17 protein-coding genes are annotated in these 14,389 nt (G+C 73.5%); all 17 read left to right on the top strand.

Going from position 1 to position 14,389, the window contains the following annotated elements; all coding sequences use genetic code 11:
- Positions 1 to 80: 80 nt before the first annotated feature.
- Positions 81 to 1,697 (top strand): DUF885 domain-containing protein, encoded by a 1,617-nt coding sequence (locus Cba03nite_RS33615; RefSeq protein ID WP_346112349.1) that lies wholly within the window; start codon positions 81 to 83, stop codon positions 1,695 to 1,697.
- Positions 1,698 to 1,738: 41 nt separating this feature from the next.
- Positions 1,739 to 2,428: a hypothetical protein gene (locus Cba03nite_RS33610; RefSeq protein ID WP_203755243.1), complete on the top strand. Its 690-nt coding sequence runs from the start codon at positions 1,739 to 1,741 to the stop codon at positions 2,426 to 2,428.
- A 97-nt stretch (positions 2,429 to 2,525) separates the two neighbouring features.
- Positions 2,526 to 3,812, top strand: a complete 1,287-nt coding sequence (gene eno, locus Cba03nite_RS33605) for a phosphopyruvate hydratase (protein WP_203755241.1) — start codon at positions 2,526 to 2,528, stop codon at positions 3,810 to 3,812.
- A 130-nt stretch (positions 3,813 to 3,942) separates the two neighbouring features.
- Positions 3,943 to 4,470 carry an FtsB family cell division protein gene (locus Cba03nite_RS33600; RefSeq protein WP_239126211.1) on the top strand — a complete coding sequence of 176 codons (528 nt, stop codon included), beginning with the start codon at positions 3,943 to 3,945 and terminating at the stop codon, positions 4,468 to 4,470.
- Positions 4,471 to 4,481: 11 nt separating this feature from the next.
- Positions 4,482 to 5,000 carry a DUF501 domain-containing protein gene (locus Cba03nite_RS33595; RefSeq protein ID WP_203755238.1) on the top strand — a complete coding sequence of 173 codons (519 nt, stop codon included), beginning with the start codon at positions 4,482 to 4,484 and terminating at the stop codon, positions 4,998 to 5,000.
- Position 5,001: 1 nt separating this feature from the next.
- Positions 5,002 to 5,496, top strand: a complete 495-nt coding sequence (locus Cba03nite_RS33590) for an amino-acid N-acetyltransferase (protein WP_203755260.1) — start codon at positions 5,002 to 5,004, stop codon at positions 5,494 to 5,496.
- A 9-nt stretch (positions 5,497 to 5,505) separates the two neighbouring features.
- On the top strand, positions 5,506 to 6,405 hold the full coding sequence (locus tag Cba03nite_RS33585) for a Ppx/GppA phosphatase family protein (protein ID WP_239126209.1): 900 nt from the start codon (positions 5,506 to 5,508) through the stop codon (positions 6,403 to 6,405).
- A 68-nt stretch (positions 6,406 to 6,473) separates the two neighbouring features.
- Positions 6,474 to 6,797, top strand: coding sequence for a PadR family transcriptional regulator (locus tag Cba03nite_RS33580; protein WP_203755236.1), 324 nt, complete (start codon positions 6,474 to 6,476; stop codon positions 6,795 to 6,797).
- Positions 6,794 to 7,828: an HAAS signaling domain-containing protein gene (locus tag Cba03nite_RS33575; RefSeq protein ID WP_203755233.1), complete on the top strand. Its 1,035-nt coding sequence runs from the start codon at positions 6,794 to 6,796 to the stop codon at positions 7,826 to 7,828. Before Cba03nite_RS33580 ends, Cba03nite_RS33575 begins: the two co-directional genes overlap by 4 nt.
- A gap of 199 nt (positions 7,829 to 8,027) precedes the next feature.
- Entirely contained in the window at positions 8,028 to 8,426 is a 399-nt protein-coding gene (locus tag Cba03nite_RS33570; protein WP_203755231.1) for an LppU/SCO3897 family protein, read from the top strand.
- A 174-nt stretch (positions 8,427 to 8,600) separates the two neighbouring features.
- Positions 8,601 to 9,281: a dienelactone hydrolase family protein gene (locus Cba03nite_RS40120; RefSeq protein WP_239126208.1), complete on the top strand. Its 681-nt coding sequence runs from the start codon at positions 8,601 to 8,603 to the stop codon at positions 9,279 to 9,281.
- Positions 9,278 to 9,997, top strand: a complete 720-nt coding sequence (locus Cba03nite_RS33565; RefSeq protein WP_239126207.1) for a uracil-DNA glycosylase — start codon at positions 9,278 to 9,280, stop codon at positions 9,995 to 9,997. Before Cba03nite_RS40120 ends, Cba03nite_RS33565 begins: the two co-directional genes overlap by 4 nt.
- Before the next feature lie 34 nt (positions 9,998 to 10,031).
- Complete coding sequence (locus Cba03nite_RS33560) at positions 10,032 to 10,742, top strand: DUF4129 domain-containing protein (RefSeq protein ID WP_203755229.1); 711 nt, start codon at positions 10,032 to 10,034, stop codon at positions 10,740 to 10,742.
- Entirely contained in the window at positions 10,739 to 11,335 is a 597-nt protein-coding gene (locus Cba03nite_RS33555) for a hypothetical protein (RefSeq protein ID WP_203755227.1), read from the top strand. The genes Cba03nite_RS33560 and Cba03nite_RS33555 overlap by 4 nt, the downstream gene beginning before the upstream one ends.
- 2 nt (positions 11,336 to 11,337) lie before the next feature.
- Entirely contained in the window at positions 11,338 to 12,423 is a 1,086-nt protein-coding gene (locus Cba03nite_RS33550) for an AAA family ATPase (protein WP_203755225.1), read from the top strand.
- Between the two features lies 1 nt (position 12,424).
- Positions 12,425 to 13,807 carry a DUF58 domain-containing protein gene (locus Cba03nite_RS33545; RefSeq protein WP_203755224.1) on the top strand — a complete coding sequence of 461 codons (1,383 nt, stop codon included), beginning with the start codon at positions 12,425 to 12,427 and terminating at the stop codon, positions 13,805 to 13,807.
- Positions 13,807 to 14,352 (top strand): hypothetical protein, encoded by a 546-nt coding sequence (locus Cba03nite_RS33540; protein WP_203755222.1) that lies wholly within the window; start codon positions 13,807 to 13,809, stop codon positions 14,350 to 14,352. Before Cba03nite_RS33545 ends, Cba03nite_RS33540 begins: the two co-directional genes overlap by 1 nt.
- Positions 14,353 to 14,389 lie beyond the last annotated feature (37 nt).

Below are 14,389 nucleotides of genomic sequence, written 5' to 3'. Positions count from 1 at the left end.
TACGCCCATCTGCCAGGCAAATCGGATGATCGAGGGCGGGCTGGCCGACGGAGGGCGTACGCGGCGGGTAGGTTGGGGCCGTGACGCTGGAGTTCGCACCACTGGCCGAGCACATCTGCGACGCGCTCCTGGAGTCGTCGCCCGAGCTGGCGGCGTCGGCCGGGGACCACCGGTTCGACGACCGGCTGCCCGACCTGTCCCCGGACGGGATCACCGCCGACATCGGCATGCTGAACGACGCGGCGGGCGCGCTGTCCCAGGTGGACGCCGACGATCTCGACGACGCCGAGCGGGTGGACCACGCGATCCTCAGCGCCCTGGTGGACCGGCAGCTGTTCGAGCTGACCCAGGTCCGGTCGTACCAGTGGAATCCGCTGCGGCACAACCCGGGCGGGCTGCTGCACAACCTGATCGCGCGTCCGTTCGCGCCGGTGGAGCAGCGGCTGCACGCGCTGGCCGGGCGGCTGACGCAGCTGCCGGACGCGCTGGCCACGGCGCGGTCCGTGCTGCGGGACGCGCCGCGGATCCACCTGGAGACGGCCGCGGGCCAGTTCGCGGGCACCGCCGCCCTGGTACGCGGTGAGCTGCCGGGGCTGCTGGTGCAGGAGCCGGGGCTGGCCGAGCAGATCCAGCCGATCGCGGCCGCCGCGGTGCTGGCCCTGGACGACTTCTCGGCCTGGTGTGCCGAGCAGGCCGGACGTGGCGAGGGCCGCGATCCGCGGCTGGGCCGCCGGTTGTGGGAGGCGAAGCTGTGGCACACCCTCGACACCGAGCTGAGCGCCGCCGAGGTGCTCAAACGGGCTCAGGAGAACCTGGAGCGGGTCACCGCCGAGCTGCGGGAGGTGGCCTCGGAGCTGGTGGGCGGCCCGGCCGACGACGCCACGGTGCGCCGGGCGCTGGACCTGATCGCCGCCGAGCACCCCGACGACGCCACCATCGTGAGCCTGGCCCACCACGCGACGGAGGAGACCACCGCGTTCGTGCGCGAGCACGACCTGGTCACCCTCATCGACGACCCGCTGGTGATCGAGGAGATGCCCGAGTTCTCGCGCGGCGTGGCGGTCGCCTACTGCGACCCGCCGGGCGCGCTGGAGACGGCCGCGGTGCCCACGTTCTACTGCATCGCGCCGACCCCGGCGGGCTGGCCCGCGCAGCGGGTCGAGTCGTTCTACCGGGAGTACAACGACCACGCGGTGCGCAACCTGACGGTGCACGAGGCGATGCCGGGCCACTTCCTCCAGCTGGCGCACGCCCGCCGCTACCGGGGCAGCACCCGGGTGCGGGCGCTGGGCCACTCGGGGCCGTTCGTGGAGGGCTGGGCCGTCTACGCGGAGCAGGCGATGGTCGACCGCGGTTACGGCGGCCTGCCGGTGCGCGCCACGCAGCTGAAGATGCAGCTGCGGATGAGCATCAACGCGATCCTGGACCAGCTGGTGCACTGCGAGGACCTGAGCGAGGCCGACGGCATGGCGCTGATGCTGGACCGCGGCTTCCAGGAGGAGGGCGAGGCGGCGGGCAAGTGGCGCCGGAGCCTGCTCTCCTCGGCACAGCTGTCGACGTACTTCGTCGGCTGGGCGGAGGTGGCCGAGCTGGCGCGGCAGCGCCCGGCCGGGGTGACGGTGCGCGAGTGGCACGACCGGATGCTGTCGTTCGGCTCGCCGCCGCCGCGTCACCTGCGCACCCTGCTCGGTCTATGAGGGTTTGCGCCGCGCGGGGCCGATGGGAGAGGCTGTCGGCCATGCGTGTCACGTTGGCCCCTCTGCTGAGTGCGCTGCTCGCTCTCACCGGGTGCCAGGTCATCACCGACGACGGGGTCGCGCCCGACCGCGCGCGCCTCATCGCCGACATGACCGCGCAGCTCCAGCGGGCCGCCTCGTACCGCTACCACGCGGAATACCTGCTGGCGGGCGGTGCCAAGGGCGCCATCTCGCAGCAGACGGGCCCGGCCCGCACCGTCTTCGCGTACCCGGGCGGCCGGCTCGTGGTGGACTCCGGCGGGCACACCTCGTGCGTGACCGCGGTGCGCCCGGCGCGCTGCCAGATCCGGCCGCTGCCCAGCGCCGGCCCGGCCGAGCTGACCGGCTACACCGAGGTCACCAAGCACGGCCTGGTCACCGCGCCGGTGGTGACGGGCCTGCTGCAGGCGGCGCAGCTGCAGTCGCAGGCCGATGTGGAGGCGTTCGACGCGACGCTGGCCGGGCGCCAGGCCACCTGCCTGGAGGTGTCCGGGCTGACCGACGCCGACGCGGGCGGCTTCACCGTCTGCGTGACGGCCGAGGGCGTGCTCGCGAGCTTCTCCGGCGTGGTCGGCGGGGTCAGCGTGGACCAGTCGCTGCTGGGGGTCACCGGGGCGCCCCCGGCGTCGGCGTTCGACCTGCCCGACGGCGCGCGGGTGACGGACCACCGGCCGCGGACCCCGGCGCCGTGACGGCTCGATAGGCTGCCCAGGTACGCACCTGCCGCTCCGGTCAGGGCTGTCACTGCCGACGACCACCACTGTGAGCGCAACGAACGAGGGAGCACACGTGGCCACCATTGAAGGCTTCGTAGCGCGGGAGATCCTCGACTCCCGCGGCAATCCGACCGTCGAGGTCGAGGTCGGTCTCGACGACGGCACCATCGCCCGTGCCGCGGTGCCGTCCGGCGCCTCCACCGGCGCCTACGAGGCGCTGGAGCTGCGCGACGGCGACAAGAGCCGCTACCTGGGCAAGGGCGTCGAGAAGGCCGTCACGAACATCGAGGACCAGATCGTCGACCAGCTGATCGGGTACGAGGCCAGCGAGCAGCGCCTGATCGACGCGAAGATGCTGGAGCTGGACGGCACCCCGGACAAGTCGGTGCTGGGCGCCAACGCCATCCTGGGCGTCTCGCTGGCGGTGGCGAAGGCGGCCGCCAAGAGCGCGGAGCTGAGCCTGTTCCGCTACCTGGGCGGCCCGAACGCGCACCTGCTGCCGGTGCCGATGCTGAACATCCTCAACGGCGGCGCGCACGCGGACTCCAACGTGGACATCCAGGAGTTCATGATCGCTCCGATCGGTGCGCCGAGCTTCCGTGAGGCGCTGCGCTCCGGCGCCGAGGTGTACCACGCGCTCAAGAGCGTGCTGAAGAAGAAGGGCCTGTCCACCGGCCTGGGCGACGAGGGCGGCTTCGCGCCGAGCCTGCCGACCAACGCGGCGGCGCTGGACCTGATCGCCGAGGCCGTGCAGGCCGCGGGCTACAGCCTGGGCACCGACATCGTGCTGGCGCTGGACGTGGCGGCGACCGAGTTCTACTCCGACGGCGCCTACCAGTTCGAGGGCGCCGCGAAGTCGCGTGACGAGATGATCGCGTACTACGCCAAGCTGGCGGAGTCGTACCCGATCGTATCGATCGAGGACCCGCTGGCCGAGGACGACTGGGCCGGCTGGACCGCGATGACCCAGCAGCTCGGCGGCAAGCTGCAGATCGTCGGCGACGACCTGTTCGTCACCAACCCGACCCGCATCGCCCGCGGCATCGCCGAGGGCGCGGCCAACGCGGTGCTGGTCAAGGTGAACCAGATCGGCTCGCTGACGGAGACCTTCGACGCCGTCGAGCTGGCCCACCGCAGCGGCTTCCGCACCATGATGAGCCACCGCTCGGGCGAGACCGAGGACACCACCATCGCCGACCTCGCCGTCGCGATGGGCTGTGGCCAGATCAAGACCGGCGCCCCGGCCCGCTCGGACCGCGTCGCCAAGTACAACCAGCTGCTGCGCATCGAGGAGGAGCTGGCCGACGCGGCCCGCTACGCCGGCGCGGCCGCCTTCCCGCGGTACAGCGCGGGAAAGTGACGGTGTAAGGCCGTAAGGCCTAGCATGTGATCGAAGCTCCTTCCATGCGGTCGGTACGACATGGAGGGGGCTTCGATCACCACGGAGGGGAGGGGTGATGCAGCGGCGACAGCCTGGTGGGCAGGGGCCGGTGCGTCGCTCCCGCGACGGGGGCCGTGGCACCCGTGGCACCGGCGGCACGCGCGCCCGTGACGGCGAGCGCTCGGCGAGCCGCCCGGCCGCCGCGCGGCGGGCCGCCGCGGCGGGCGCCGCGAAGCGCACCACCGCCCCGAACCCGAACGGCCTCACCGGCCGCGCGACCGTGCTGCTGGTCATCCTGGCCGCGCTGGCCCTGGGCTACGCCTACCCGGTGCGGGTCTACCTGACCCAGCTCGCCGAGATCGAGGCGCTGCGCCAGTCGCAGCTGGCCCAGCAGGAGCGCATCGCCGGGCTGGAGCGGCAGGCCGAGAAGTGGAAGGACGACGAGTACATCAAGGCTCAGGTCCGCCGCCGCTTCTACTGGGTCTATCCGGGACAGACCCCGCTGGTGCCGATCTGGGACCCGGAGAAGCAGACCGACAAGGAGCTCGGCGCCGAGCCGGCCGCTCCGCCCCCGCCGGACAGCTGGTACGGCAAGCTCTGGACCCGCCTGGAGCCGGAGCCCGAAAGCAAGAACTGAAGGAGCAGCACATGGATCGCGACCTCGTGCCGGCACCGGTGCGGCAGGAGGCGACCGAGGAGGATCTCGCCGCGGTCCGGGCGCAGCTCGGCCGGCCCACGCGCGGCACCCGCGCGGTGGCGCACCGCTGCCCGTGCGGCAAGCCGGACGTGGTGGAGACGGTGCCCCGGCTGCCCGACGGCACTCCCTTCCCGACGCTGTTCTACCTGACCTGCCCGCGGGCCACCGCGGAGTGCAGCCGCCTGGAGTCGGCCGGCCTGATGAAGGAGATGGCCGCCCAGCTCCGCGAGGACCCCGAGCTGCGCGCGGCGTACCTGAAGGCGCACGAGGACTACCTGACCCGGCGCGAGGCCGTCGGCCACGTGCCGGAGATCGAGCACGTCTCGGCGGGCGGCATGCCGGACCGGGTGAAGTGCCTGCACGTGCACCTGGGCCACGCGCTGGCGGTCGGGCCGGGGGTCAACCCGTTCGGCGACGAGGTGATCTCCCTGGTGGAGCCGTGGTGGACGGCGGGTCCCTGCGTTGAGTGAGCTGACCGTCCGCAAGGCACGCACCGGCGACGTACGCGGCATCCGGCGCCTGATCGACACGTACAGCGGCGAGCGGCGGCTGCTCAGCAAGGCCACCGTCGCGATATACGAGGACGTGCCGGAGTTCCGGGTGGCGGTGGACGACGAGGGCGTGGTGGTCGGCTGCGGCGCGCTGCACGTGCTGTGGGAGGACCTGGCGGAGATCCGCACGGTGGCCGTGGACGCGGGCTGGCGCGGGCGCCGGGTGGGCCACCAGATCGTCGAGGCGCTGCTGGACGACGCGCGCGAGATCGGCGTGCGCCGGGTGTTCGTGCTGACCTTCGAGACGCGCTTCTTCGGCTCGTTCGGCTTCGCCGAGATCGACGGCGCCCCCGTGCCGCCGCCGGTGTACGAGCAGCTCCTGCGCTCCTACGACGAGGGCGTCGCCGAATTCCTCGGCCTGGAACGCGTCAAGCCCAACACCCTCGGCAACACCCGCATGCTCCTGCATCTCTAGGGTGAGATCGTGGGAGATGCCGTAGCCGCGATCGACTGCGGCACCAATTCGATCCGCCTGCTGGTGACCGACGGCGAGCGTGACCTGGACCGCCGGATGCGCATCGTGCGTCTCGGCGCCGGGGTCGACCGGACCGGGCGGCTGGATCCGGCCGCGATCGAGCGCACCCGGGTCGCGCTGGCCGAGTATCGCGAGGTCATCGAGGCGTTCGGGGTGAGCCGGATCCGGATGGTGGCCACGAGCGCCAGCCGCGACGCCGCCAACGCCGCCGACTTCCACGGCATGGTGCGGGTGACACTGGGGCAGCCCGCCGAGATCATCAGCGGTACGGAGGAGGCCGCGCTCTCCTTCGCCGGGGCCGTGTCCGGGCTCGGCGGCGAGGGACCGTACCTGGTGGTGGACATCGGCGGCGGCTCGACGGAGTTCGTCCGGGGCGGCAATACGGTGGACCGCGCGATCAGCATGGACATGGGCTGCGTACGCATGACCGAGCGGCACCTGCCCACCGACCCGCCCACGCCGGAGCAGCTGGCCGCGGTGGTGCGCGACGTCGACGGGCAGGTGGCGCGGGCGCTGGCGCACGTGGGCGCCGGTCCGGCGACGCTGGTCGGGGTGGCCGGCACGGCGACCACGCTGGCGGGCATCGCCCTCGGCCTGGACCGCTACGACTCCGCCCGGATCCACCACTCGGTGCTGCCCGCCGCGGCGGTGGCGGAGCTGGCCGTGCGGCTGGCCGCGCTGGACCACGACGCGCGGGCGGCGATCCCGGTGATGCACCCGGGGCGGGTGGACGTCATCATCGCGGGCGCGCTGATCCTCCAGGAGATCATGCGGCAGACCGGCTTCGCCGAGATCACCGTCTCCGAACACGACATCCTCGACGGGATCGCCGCCTCGATCCTGCGCTGAGCAGGCATTTTCTTGGCACGGTGTGGCGCTTGTTGCAGTAGTATGCTTTAAACAGTACCGTGCTTCGCGTGGATACCTCTCAGCTCCTCAAGGGGGTGCTCGACCTGGCCGTGCTCGCCGTGCTGCGCGACGACGACGGCTACGGGTACGACATCCTCCGCCGCCTGCGGACCGCGGGGCTGTCCGAGATCGGGGACGCCTCGGTCTACGGGACCCTGCGCCGGCTGTTCGCCGCCGGCTACCTGACCACCTACGTGGTCCCCTCCGAGGAGGGGCCGCACCGCAAGTACTACGCCCTCAACGCCGCCGGCCGCACCCAGCTCAAGCAGGGCGCCGAGGTCTGGGGCGAGTTCGCGTCCACCATGAACACACTGCTGCGGGAGCGGGCATGAGCGAACAGAGTGACATCGCACAGTACGCGGCGCAGGTCGGGGCCGCCCTGTCCGACCTGCCCGAGCAGGTGCGCAACGACCTGCTGGAGGACCTGCCGGCGCACCTGGCCGAGGTCGCGGCCGAGCTGCGCGCCGAGGGCGCCGGCGCGACCCTGGCCGACCGGCTCGGGCCGCCGAGCGCGTATGCCGCCGAGCTGCGCGCCACGCTGGGCCACACGGGGGGTCCCAGCCGCACCGCCGCCCTGGTCGGCCGGGCCGTGGGCCGCGTGCAGCAGCGGTGGCGGGGGGTGGACCGCGGGCTCGGCCCCGTCATCGGGTACGAGCGCCTCGGCGACTTCCTGGCCCTGCTGCGCCCGGCGTGGTGGGTGGTGCGCGGCTGGCTGGCCGCGATGCTGGTCGCGCAGCTGTGGCGGGACGGCGACGGGCCGGGCCTGCTGCCCCGGCTGGAGGGCAGCACGCTGCTCGGCCTGTTCCTGACCGCCGGTGCCGTGATCGGCTCGATCTGGTTCGGTCGCCGCACGCTCGCGCGCCCGCCGGCCCGCCGGTCGGCCCGGCTCGCGCTCGGCGGCGCCACGGCGGTGCTGGCGGTGTTCGGGCTGGTGCTCGTGGTCGAGGCCGACGACCGCGCCGCGCGGGGCTACTGGGAGACCGCCGGCGGGTACGTCGTCAACCCGTACGACCAGGTCAGCGACGTGTTCGTGCTCGGGGCGGACGGCCAGGTCATCCCGGGCGCGCGGATCGTGGACCAGACCGGCAACCCGGTTCTGATCGGCTGGTGCGCGCAGAGCAACCACAACGCGTTCGACGCGAACTGGGAGTGGCGCATCGTGTACCCGGCCTGCCCGGACGTCACGCCGCCGCAGCTGCCGTGGGCACCGGCCTCGCCCGCCCCGCTGCCCTGGGCGAGCCCGTCGCCCGGTGGAGTGATCCCCTCGCCGTCAGCGGACCCGGCCACCGCGAGCCCTTCCGCCGCCGCGCCCTCGGCGAAGCCCTCGCTGACACCGTCTGCGCAGGTCAGCCCCGGTTCCTGAACGGACGGCCGCGTCCCGGCGGCGGCAGTGTCCCCGTCGCCGCCGGATTACGCAAATGAGCACGCCCACCTGCGGGGTCGCGCGGATTCACAGCAACCGTTAAGGTGACGCGGTCTCGCGTGACGCTTCGCGGGACGACAGGCCTTCGTCACGGCGGTTCGATCCGGACGAGGGCAACCCCTCGGAAGGAACAGAGCAAATGAGCGAGCAGGTAACGCCCGCGGTCCCCGAGACCACGGAGCCGGAGAAGAAGTCGTCCGTCGCGGGCGGTATCGGCAAGAAGATCCTGGGCTACGCCCTGGGTGCCGCGATCATCTTCGGTGGCGGTCTGGCCTGGAAGTACCTGAGCGGTGACACCGACATCGCCAAGGCCGGCGACTGCATCACCGAGGCCGCCAGCGCGGACGACATGAAGGTCGTCGGCTGCGACAAGCCCGACGCCAAGTACAAGGTGCTGGGCGTCCTGGAGGACGTGACCCAGACCGAGGCCGACTCCGACACGGGCTGCGGCCAGTGGCCGGCCACCACCGACCTCTTCTCGATCATGGAGGTCGGCAAGACCAAGGGCAAGTTCCTCTGCCTGGGCCCCGTGGCCTGAGCTGAGCTCACGTCCGGCTGAGGCCGGTGCGGCGGCGTGGTGAGTTGCGACCATAAGTCGTAACTTTCGCCACGCCGCCGCTGTCTTCCCCGGTACCGTCCGGTGTGGTTGGCTACCCGGAACACCACGACTGTGCGACCAGCCAATGATGACTGACCGACAGGAGGACGACCGATGGGTGAAACGGTCATCTACCCGAGCAACGGCGGCACCAGCGAGGGTTACCTCGCACTGCCCAAATCAGGCAGCGGACCTGCGGTCATCGTGATCCAGGAGTGGTGGGGGCTGGTCCCGCACATCACCTCGCTGGCGGACCGGTTCGCCGACGCGGGCTTCGTCGCGCTCGCGCCCGACCTCTACCACGGTGCGCAGACCACCGAGCCCGACGAGGCCGGCCGGCTGATGATGGGCCTGGCCATGGACCAGGCCGCCAAGGACATCGCGGGCGCCGCGGAATACCTGGCCGGACGGCCGGAGACCACCGGCTCCGTCGGCGCGGTCGGCTTCTGCATGGGCGGCAGCCTGGCCCTGTGGTCCGCGACGTTCAGCGACCGGATCACCGCCGCGGTGGGCTTCTACCCCGCCGTGCCGTGGGAGCGCATGTCCCCGCAGTGGTCGAACTATGAGGGCAAGACCGCGCTGATCCACTGCAGCGAGGAGGACGGCACCTCCGCGGCCGAGGGCATCAAGGCCGCCCGCGCCGCGATCGAGGAGGCCGGCGGCACCTGCATCGTGCACGACTACCCGGGCACCCGGCACGCGTTCGTCAACGACGACCGGCCCGAGGTCTACAACGCCGCGGCCGCCGCCAGCGCCTGGGCCCGCACCGTAGAGCTGCTGCGCACCCACCTGTGACCGCGGAGGAGCTGGCCCGGCTCGACGAGGCGATCTCCGGCTGCCGCAAGTGCCCCCGGCTGGTGGCCTGGCGGGAGGAGGTCGCCGCGACGAAGCGGGCGGCGTTCCGCGACCAGGAGTACTGGGGGCGCCCCGTCCCCGGCTTCGGCGCGGCCGACGCCCGCATCCTCATCCTCGGGCTGGCTCCGGCCGCGCACGGCGGCAACCGGACCGGGCGCATCTTCACCGGCGACCGCAGCGGTGACGTGCTCTTCGCCGCGCTGCACCGGGTGGGCCTGGCCAACCAGCCCACCAGCGTGTGGCGCGACGACGGGCTACGGCTGGACGACGTGCGCATCGCGGCGTCCGTCCGCTGCGCACCGCCGGAGAACAAGCCCACCCCGGTGGAGCGGGACACCTGCGCGCCGTGGCTGCACCGCGAGGTCGCGCTGATCCGCCCGACCCTGCGGGTGGTGCTCGCGCTCGGCGCGTTCGCCTGGGCGGCCTGGTGGCCTACGCTGTCCACGGTGTACGGGATCAAGCCGCCGGTGCCGCGTCCCGCCTTCGGGCACGGGGCCCTGGTGCTCCCGCAGGGCGGGCCGCCGGATCCGGTACGCGGTCCGGCGTTGCTCGGCTCGTACCATGTCAGCCAGCAGAACACCTTTACCGGGCGGCTCACGCCCGCGATGCTGGACGGCGTGCTGAGCCAGGCGAAAAACCTGGCCGGTCTCGACTGAGGCGGGCTAGCAGAGCATTCGGAGCGGGGAAGCCATGGGAGCGTTGCGTCGCTGGTGGCCGCTGCTGGCCGTGGCCGCGCTGCTGATGGCGGCGGCCGCGACGGCGTCGGTGTCCGTGCTGCCCGTCGGGCGGGCGCTGCCGGAGCAGTCGGCGACCCCGGCCCCGTCCCCGACCGCCACCGCGTCACCGCCTCCGCGTACCCCCACCCCGTCACCGTCCGAGGTGGCCCAGGACGCCGGCGACTCGGGCTGGCTGGGCGTCGTCGCGATCGGCGTGCTGCTGGCCATCGGGGTCGCGGTGCTGGTCGCGCTGCTCGGCGCGGCGGCCCGGTCCACCACGAAGTTCCGCCGCCGCGCCATCCGGGAGCGGCCGGTCACCCGCATCGCGCAGCTCACCGACGAGGAGGAGGTCGTCGCGGCGCTCGACGCGGGCCTGCTCGACCTCGACGACGACGCGGCCGATCCGCGCACCGCCGTGATCGCCTGCTGGGTACGCCTGGAGCAGGCCGCGGCCGCCGCCGGGGTGCCGCGCCTGCCCGGCGACACCGCCACCGACCTGGTGGTGCGCATGCTCGCCCGGCGGCACCTGGACGCGGGCCTGCTCAACGCGTTCGCCGACGTGTACCGGCGCGCCCGCTACGCCACCCACCGCGTCGACGACGACATGCGCCTGCAGGCCCGGGGCTCGCTGCACCGGCTGCGCGACGAGCTGACCGCCGGCGCCCGCAGCGAGGTGGGAGCATGACCGAGCATCGGAACGATCTCGACGACACCTCGCTGCACGATCTGCTGGGCGGGTTCAGCGCCGGTCCGGAGCGGCCGGTGGTGGCGCGCGCGCCGCGCACCGCCTCCACCCGCTGGCTGAGCTTCGCCGCCTTCACGGCCGGCTGGACCGCCGTGGGCTGGATCGTGCTCGAGGTGTCCAGCCTGACCATGCCGCTGCCGCTGGTCTTCGCGGTGGCGCTGACCCTGGTCGGGGTATGGCGGATGGCCCGCTCGCTCAAGGCCCCGCTGCCGCCCCGGCGCGCGGGCCGCAGCACCGCCGAGGACCAGTCCGAGGTGACCGACGGGCTGCGCCTGGCCGTCGCCCGCTGGGAGACCATCCTGGAGTGGAGCCACACCGACGGGGCCCGCTTCCAGCGCCGGGTGCAGCCGCGCCTGGCCGAGCTGGTGGACGAGCGGCTGCGCCAGCGCCACGGCGTCAACCGTGCCACCGAGCCCGAGCGCGCGCGTAGGCTGCTCGGTGATCCGCTCTGGACGTTCCTCACGGTGCCGTCCAAGCGCCCGCCCAGCCCTCGCGAACTCGATGTGATCGTCAATGCCTTGGAGAGACTGTGAGCATGCAACCGATCCCCGCGGCTGAGGTGGGACGCCTCGCCCAGCAGGTGCTCGACCGGGTCGGCACCGTGATGGTGGGCAAGCGGGACTCCCTGGAGCTGGTGCTGGCGGGCATCCTGGCCGGCGGCCACGTGCTGCTGGAGGACCTGCCCGGCCTGGGCAAGACGCTGACCGCGCGCACCTTCGCGCAGGCGCTCGGCCTGGACTTCCGCCGCCTGCAGTTCACCCCGGACCTGCTGCCCGCCGACGTCACCGGCTCGTTCCTGTACGACCAGCGCAGCCACGACTTCACCTTCCGGGCCGGACCGGTGTTCACCAACCTGCTGCTCGCCGACGAGATCAACCGCACGCCGCCCAAGACGCAGGCGGCGCTGCTGGAGGCGATGCAGGAGAAGCAGGTCTCCGTCGAGGGCGTGACCTACCGCCTGGAGGCGCCGTTCCACGTGCTCGCCACCGCCAACCCGATCGAGTACGAGGGCACCTACCCGCTGCCCGAGGCGCAGCTGGACCGCTTCATGCTGCGCGTGTCCTTCGGCTACCCGGAGGCCGACGAGGAGCTGAACGTGCTGCGCCGCCGCATGGTGCGCCGCCGCGAGGAGTCCGAGGTCGAGCCGGTGGTGGACGCCAAGACGCTGCTGCGCATGCAGGCCGGGCTGGAGGAGATCGAGGTCGAGGACTCGATCTGCCGCTACCTGGTGGCGCTGGCCGCGGCCACCCGCGAGCACCCGGCCGTGCTGGTCGGGTCGTCGCCGCGCGGCTCGCTGGCGCTGCTGCTGCTGTCGCGGGCGCGTGCCGCGCTGGCCGGGCGGGACTACGTCATCCCCGAGGATGTCAAGGCGGTGACCCTGCCCGCGCTGGCGCACCGGATCACGCTGCGGCCGGAGATGTGGCTCAAGCGCATCGACCCGGTCTCCGTGGTCGCCGAGGTGCTGGCGGCCACGCCCGCGCCGGTCAGCGGTGCGCTGCCGAGCCACGCGGGCGGCGCCCCGGGCCAGCGGCCGAGCCCGGTCCGCAGCGGCCGCCTGGCCGACCTGGAGGACGACCTGCTGGGCGAGCCGCCGTACCGGTCGACCGGGCTGCGGGGCTGAGATGGCCCAGCCCGCCGAGGGCGACCTGGAGCCCGTGGCCTCCACCGACACCGGCGACAACTGGGCGCCCACCCGGGCGCTCGGCCGGGCGGTGCTCCTGGCCGGCCTGCTGCTGGTGGCCGCCGTGCTGCTGGGCCGCACCGAGCTGGTGATCCTGGCCGCCCCGCTGGCGCTGAGCGTGGCGTTCGCGCTGGGCAAGCGGCCGCGTACGCTGCCCGGCCTGCGCCTGTCCACGGTGGAGTCGTTCCCGGTGGAGGGCGGCGACCTGGGTGCGACGGTCGAGGTGGAGAACCGCGACACGGTCGGCTACGACCTGACCGTGGTGCAGCTGCAGCACTCGCCCTGGCTGCGGCTGGAGGGCGGCGCCGACCCGAACGCGCCCCGGCGCGGCCCGCGCGGCGGCAACCGGCCGTACGTGACGTTCGTGCCGCGCGGTGTCGCCACCGCGGTCGAGCTGGCCGGTCCGGCGGTGCGCTGGGGGCGGCACTGGCTCGGCCCCGCCTCCGCGCACGCCGTCGCCGCGGACGGGCTGCTGGTCAGCCGGGCCGTGGTCACCGGCGCGCTGGGCGTGAAGGTGTACCCGCTGACCGATCCGTTCAAGGCCGACGAGGCGATGCCGCGCGCGGCCGGGCTGGTCGGCCAGCACCGCTCCCGCCGCCCCGGCGAGGGCGGCGAGCTGGCGGGCGTACGCCAGTTCGCGCCCGGTGACCGGCTGCGCCGCGTCGACTGGCGGGTGTCGCTGCGCACCGAGCGGCTGCACGTGGCCGCGACGCTGTCCGACCGCGACGCCGAGGTCGTGGTGCTGCTGGACCTGCTGGCCGACGCGGGCCGCTCCGAGGGGGTCGGCGGCACGGCGTCCGTGCTGGACCGCTCCGTGCGCGCGGCGGCCGCGATCGCCGAGCACTACCTGCACCGCGGCGACCGGGTGTCCGTGCTGGAGTACGGCGCCCAGGCCCGCCGCCTGCGCCCGGCCAGCGGCCGCCGCCAGTACCTGACCGTGCTGGAGTGGCTGCTGGACGCGCATCCCAGCCCGACCGCGCAGGAGCGGGGCGGGGCGCAGCTCGCGGCGGGCATCTCGTCCGCGGCGCTGGTCGTGGTGCTGACGCCGCTGCTGGACGCCCGCTCGGCGGCGATGCTGGCGGGCCTGTCCCGCTCGGGCCGTTTCGTGGTCGCGGTGGACACGCTGCCCTCGGACCTGACGTCACCCACCGTCAACAGCTGGACCGACCTGTCGCACCGGCTGTGGCGCGCGGAGCGGGAGAACACCATGGGCCAGCTGGGCGAGCACGGGGTGCCCGTGGTCGCCTGGGCGGGCGCGGGCAGCCTGGACGCCGTGCTCCGGGACGTGTCGCGGCTGGCCGCCGCGCCGAAGGCGGTGCGCTGATGAAGCAGCTGATGCAGCAGGTACGCGAGCTGGGCCGGGTCACCGGCGCGCCGCTGCTGGTGCGCGGGACGGTGTTCCTGGCGGCCTTCGCCGGGCTGCTGCTGGCCGCACCGTCCGGCATGCCGTCGCAGGCGCTGCTCGGCTTCTTCGTGCTGGCCGTCTACCCGGCGCTGCTGCCGGGCGGGGCGGCGCCGCTGGTGGTGATGCTCGCCACGATCTGCCTCTGGCTGGCCGACACGCTGCTGTTCCTGGCACAGCCCTCGCTGGGGCGGCTGCTGGGCACGGCCGCCGCCCTCTACCTGCTGCACTCCGGCGCGGCGCTGGCGGCGGTGCTGCCGTACGACGCGATCGTGGACAACCAGGTGCTGCTGCGCTGGGCGGGCCGGGCGGCGCTGGTGCTCGCCGCGACCGGCGTGCTCACCCTGCTGCTGGTCAACGTGCTGCCGGGGCTGTACATCACCACCCCGACCGTCGCCCTGGTGATCGGCCTGGCCGTGGTGGCGGGAGCCGTGGCGTTGCTCACCAGGCTGGGCAGGCGGCCCTGATCGGGGCGGCGTGACGGCCGTCGCTGTCCGGGATCAC

This window comes from Catellatospora bangladeshensis (genome assembly GCF_016862575.1).
GTDB lineage: Bacteria > Actinomycetota > Actinomycetes > Mycobacteriales > Micromonosporaceae > Catellatospora > Catellatospora bangladeshensis.
This window is presented reverse-complemented; position numbering and strand designations above follow the sequence as displayed.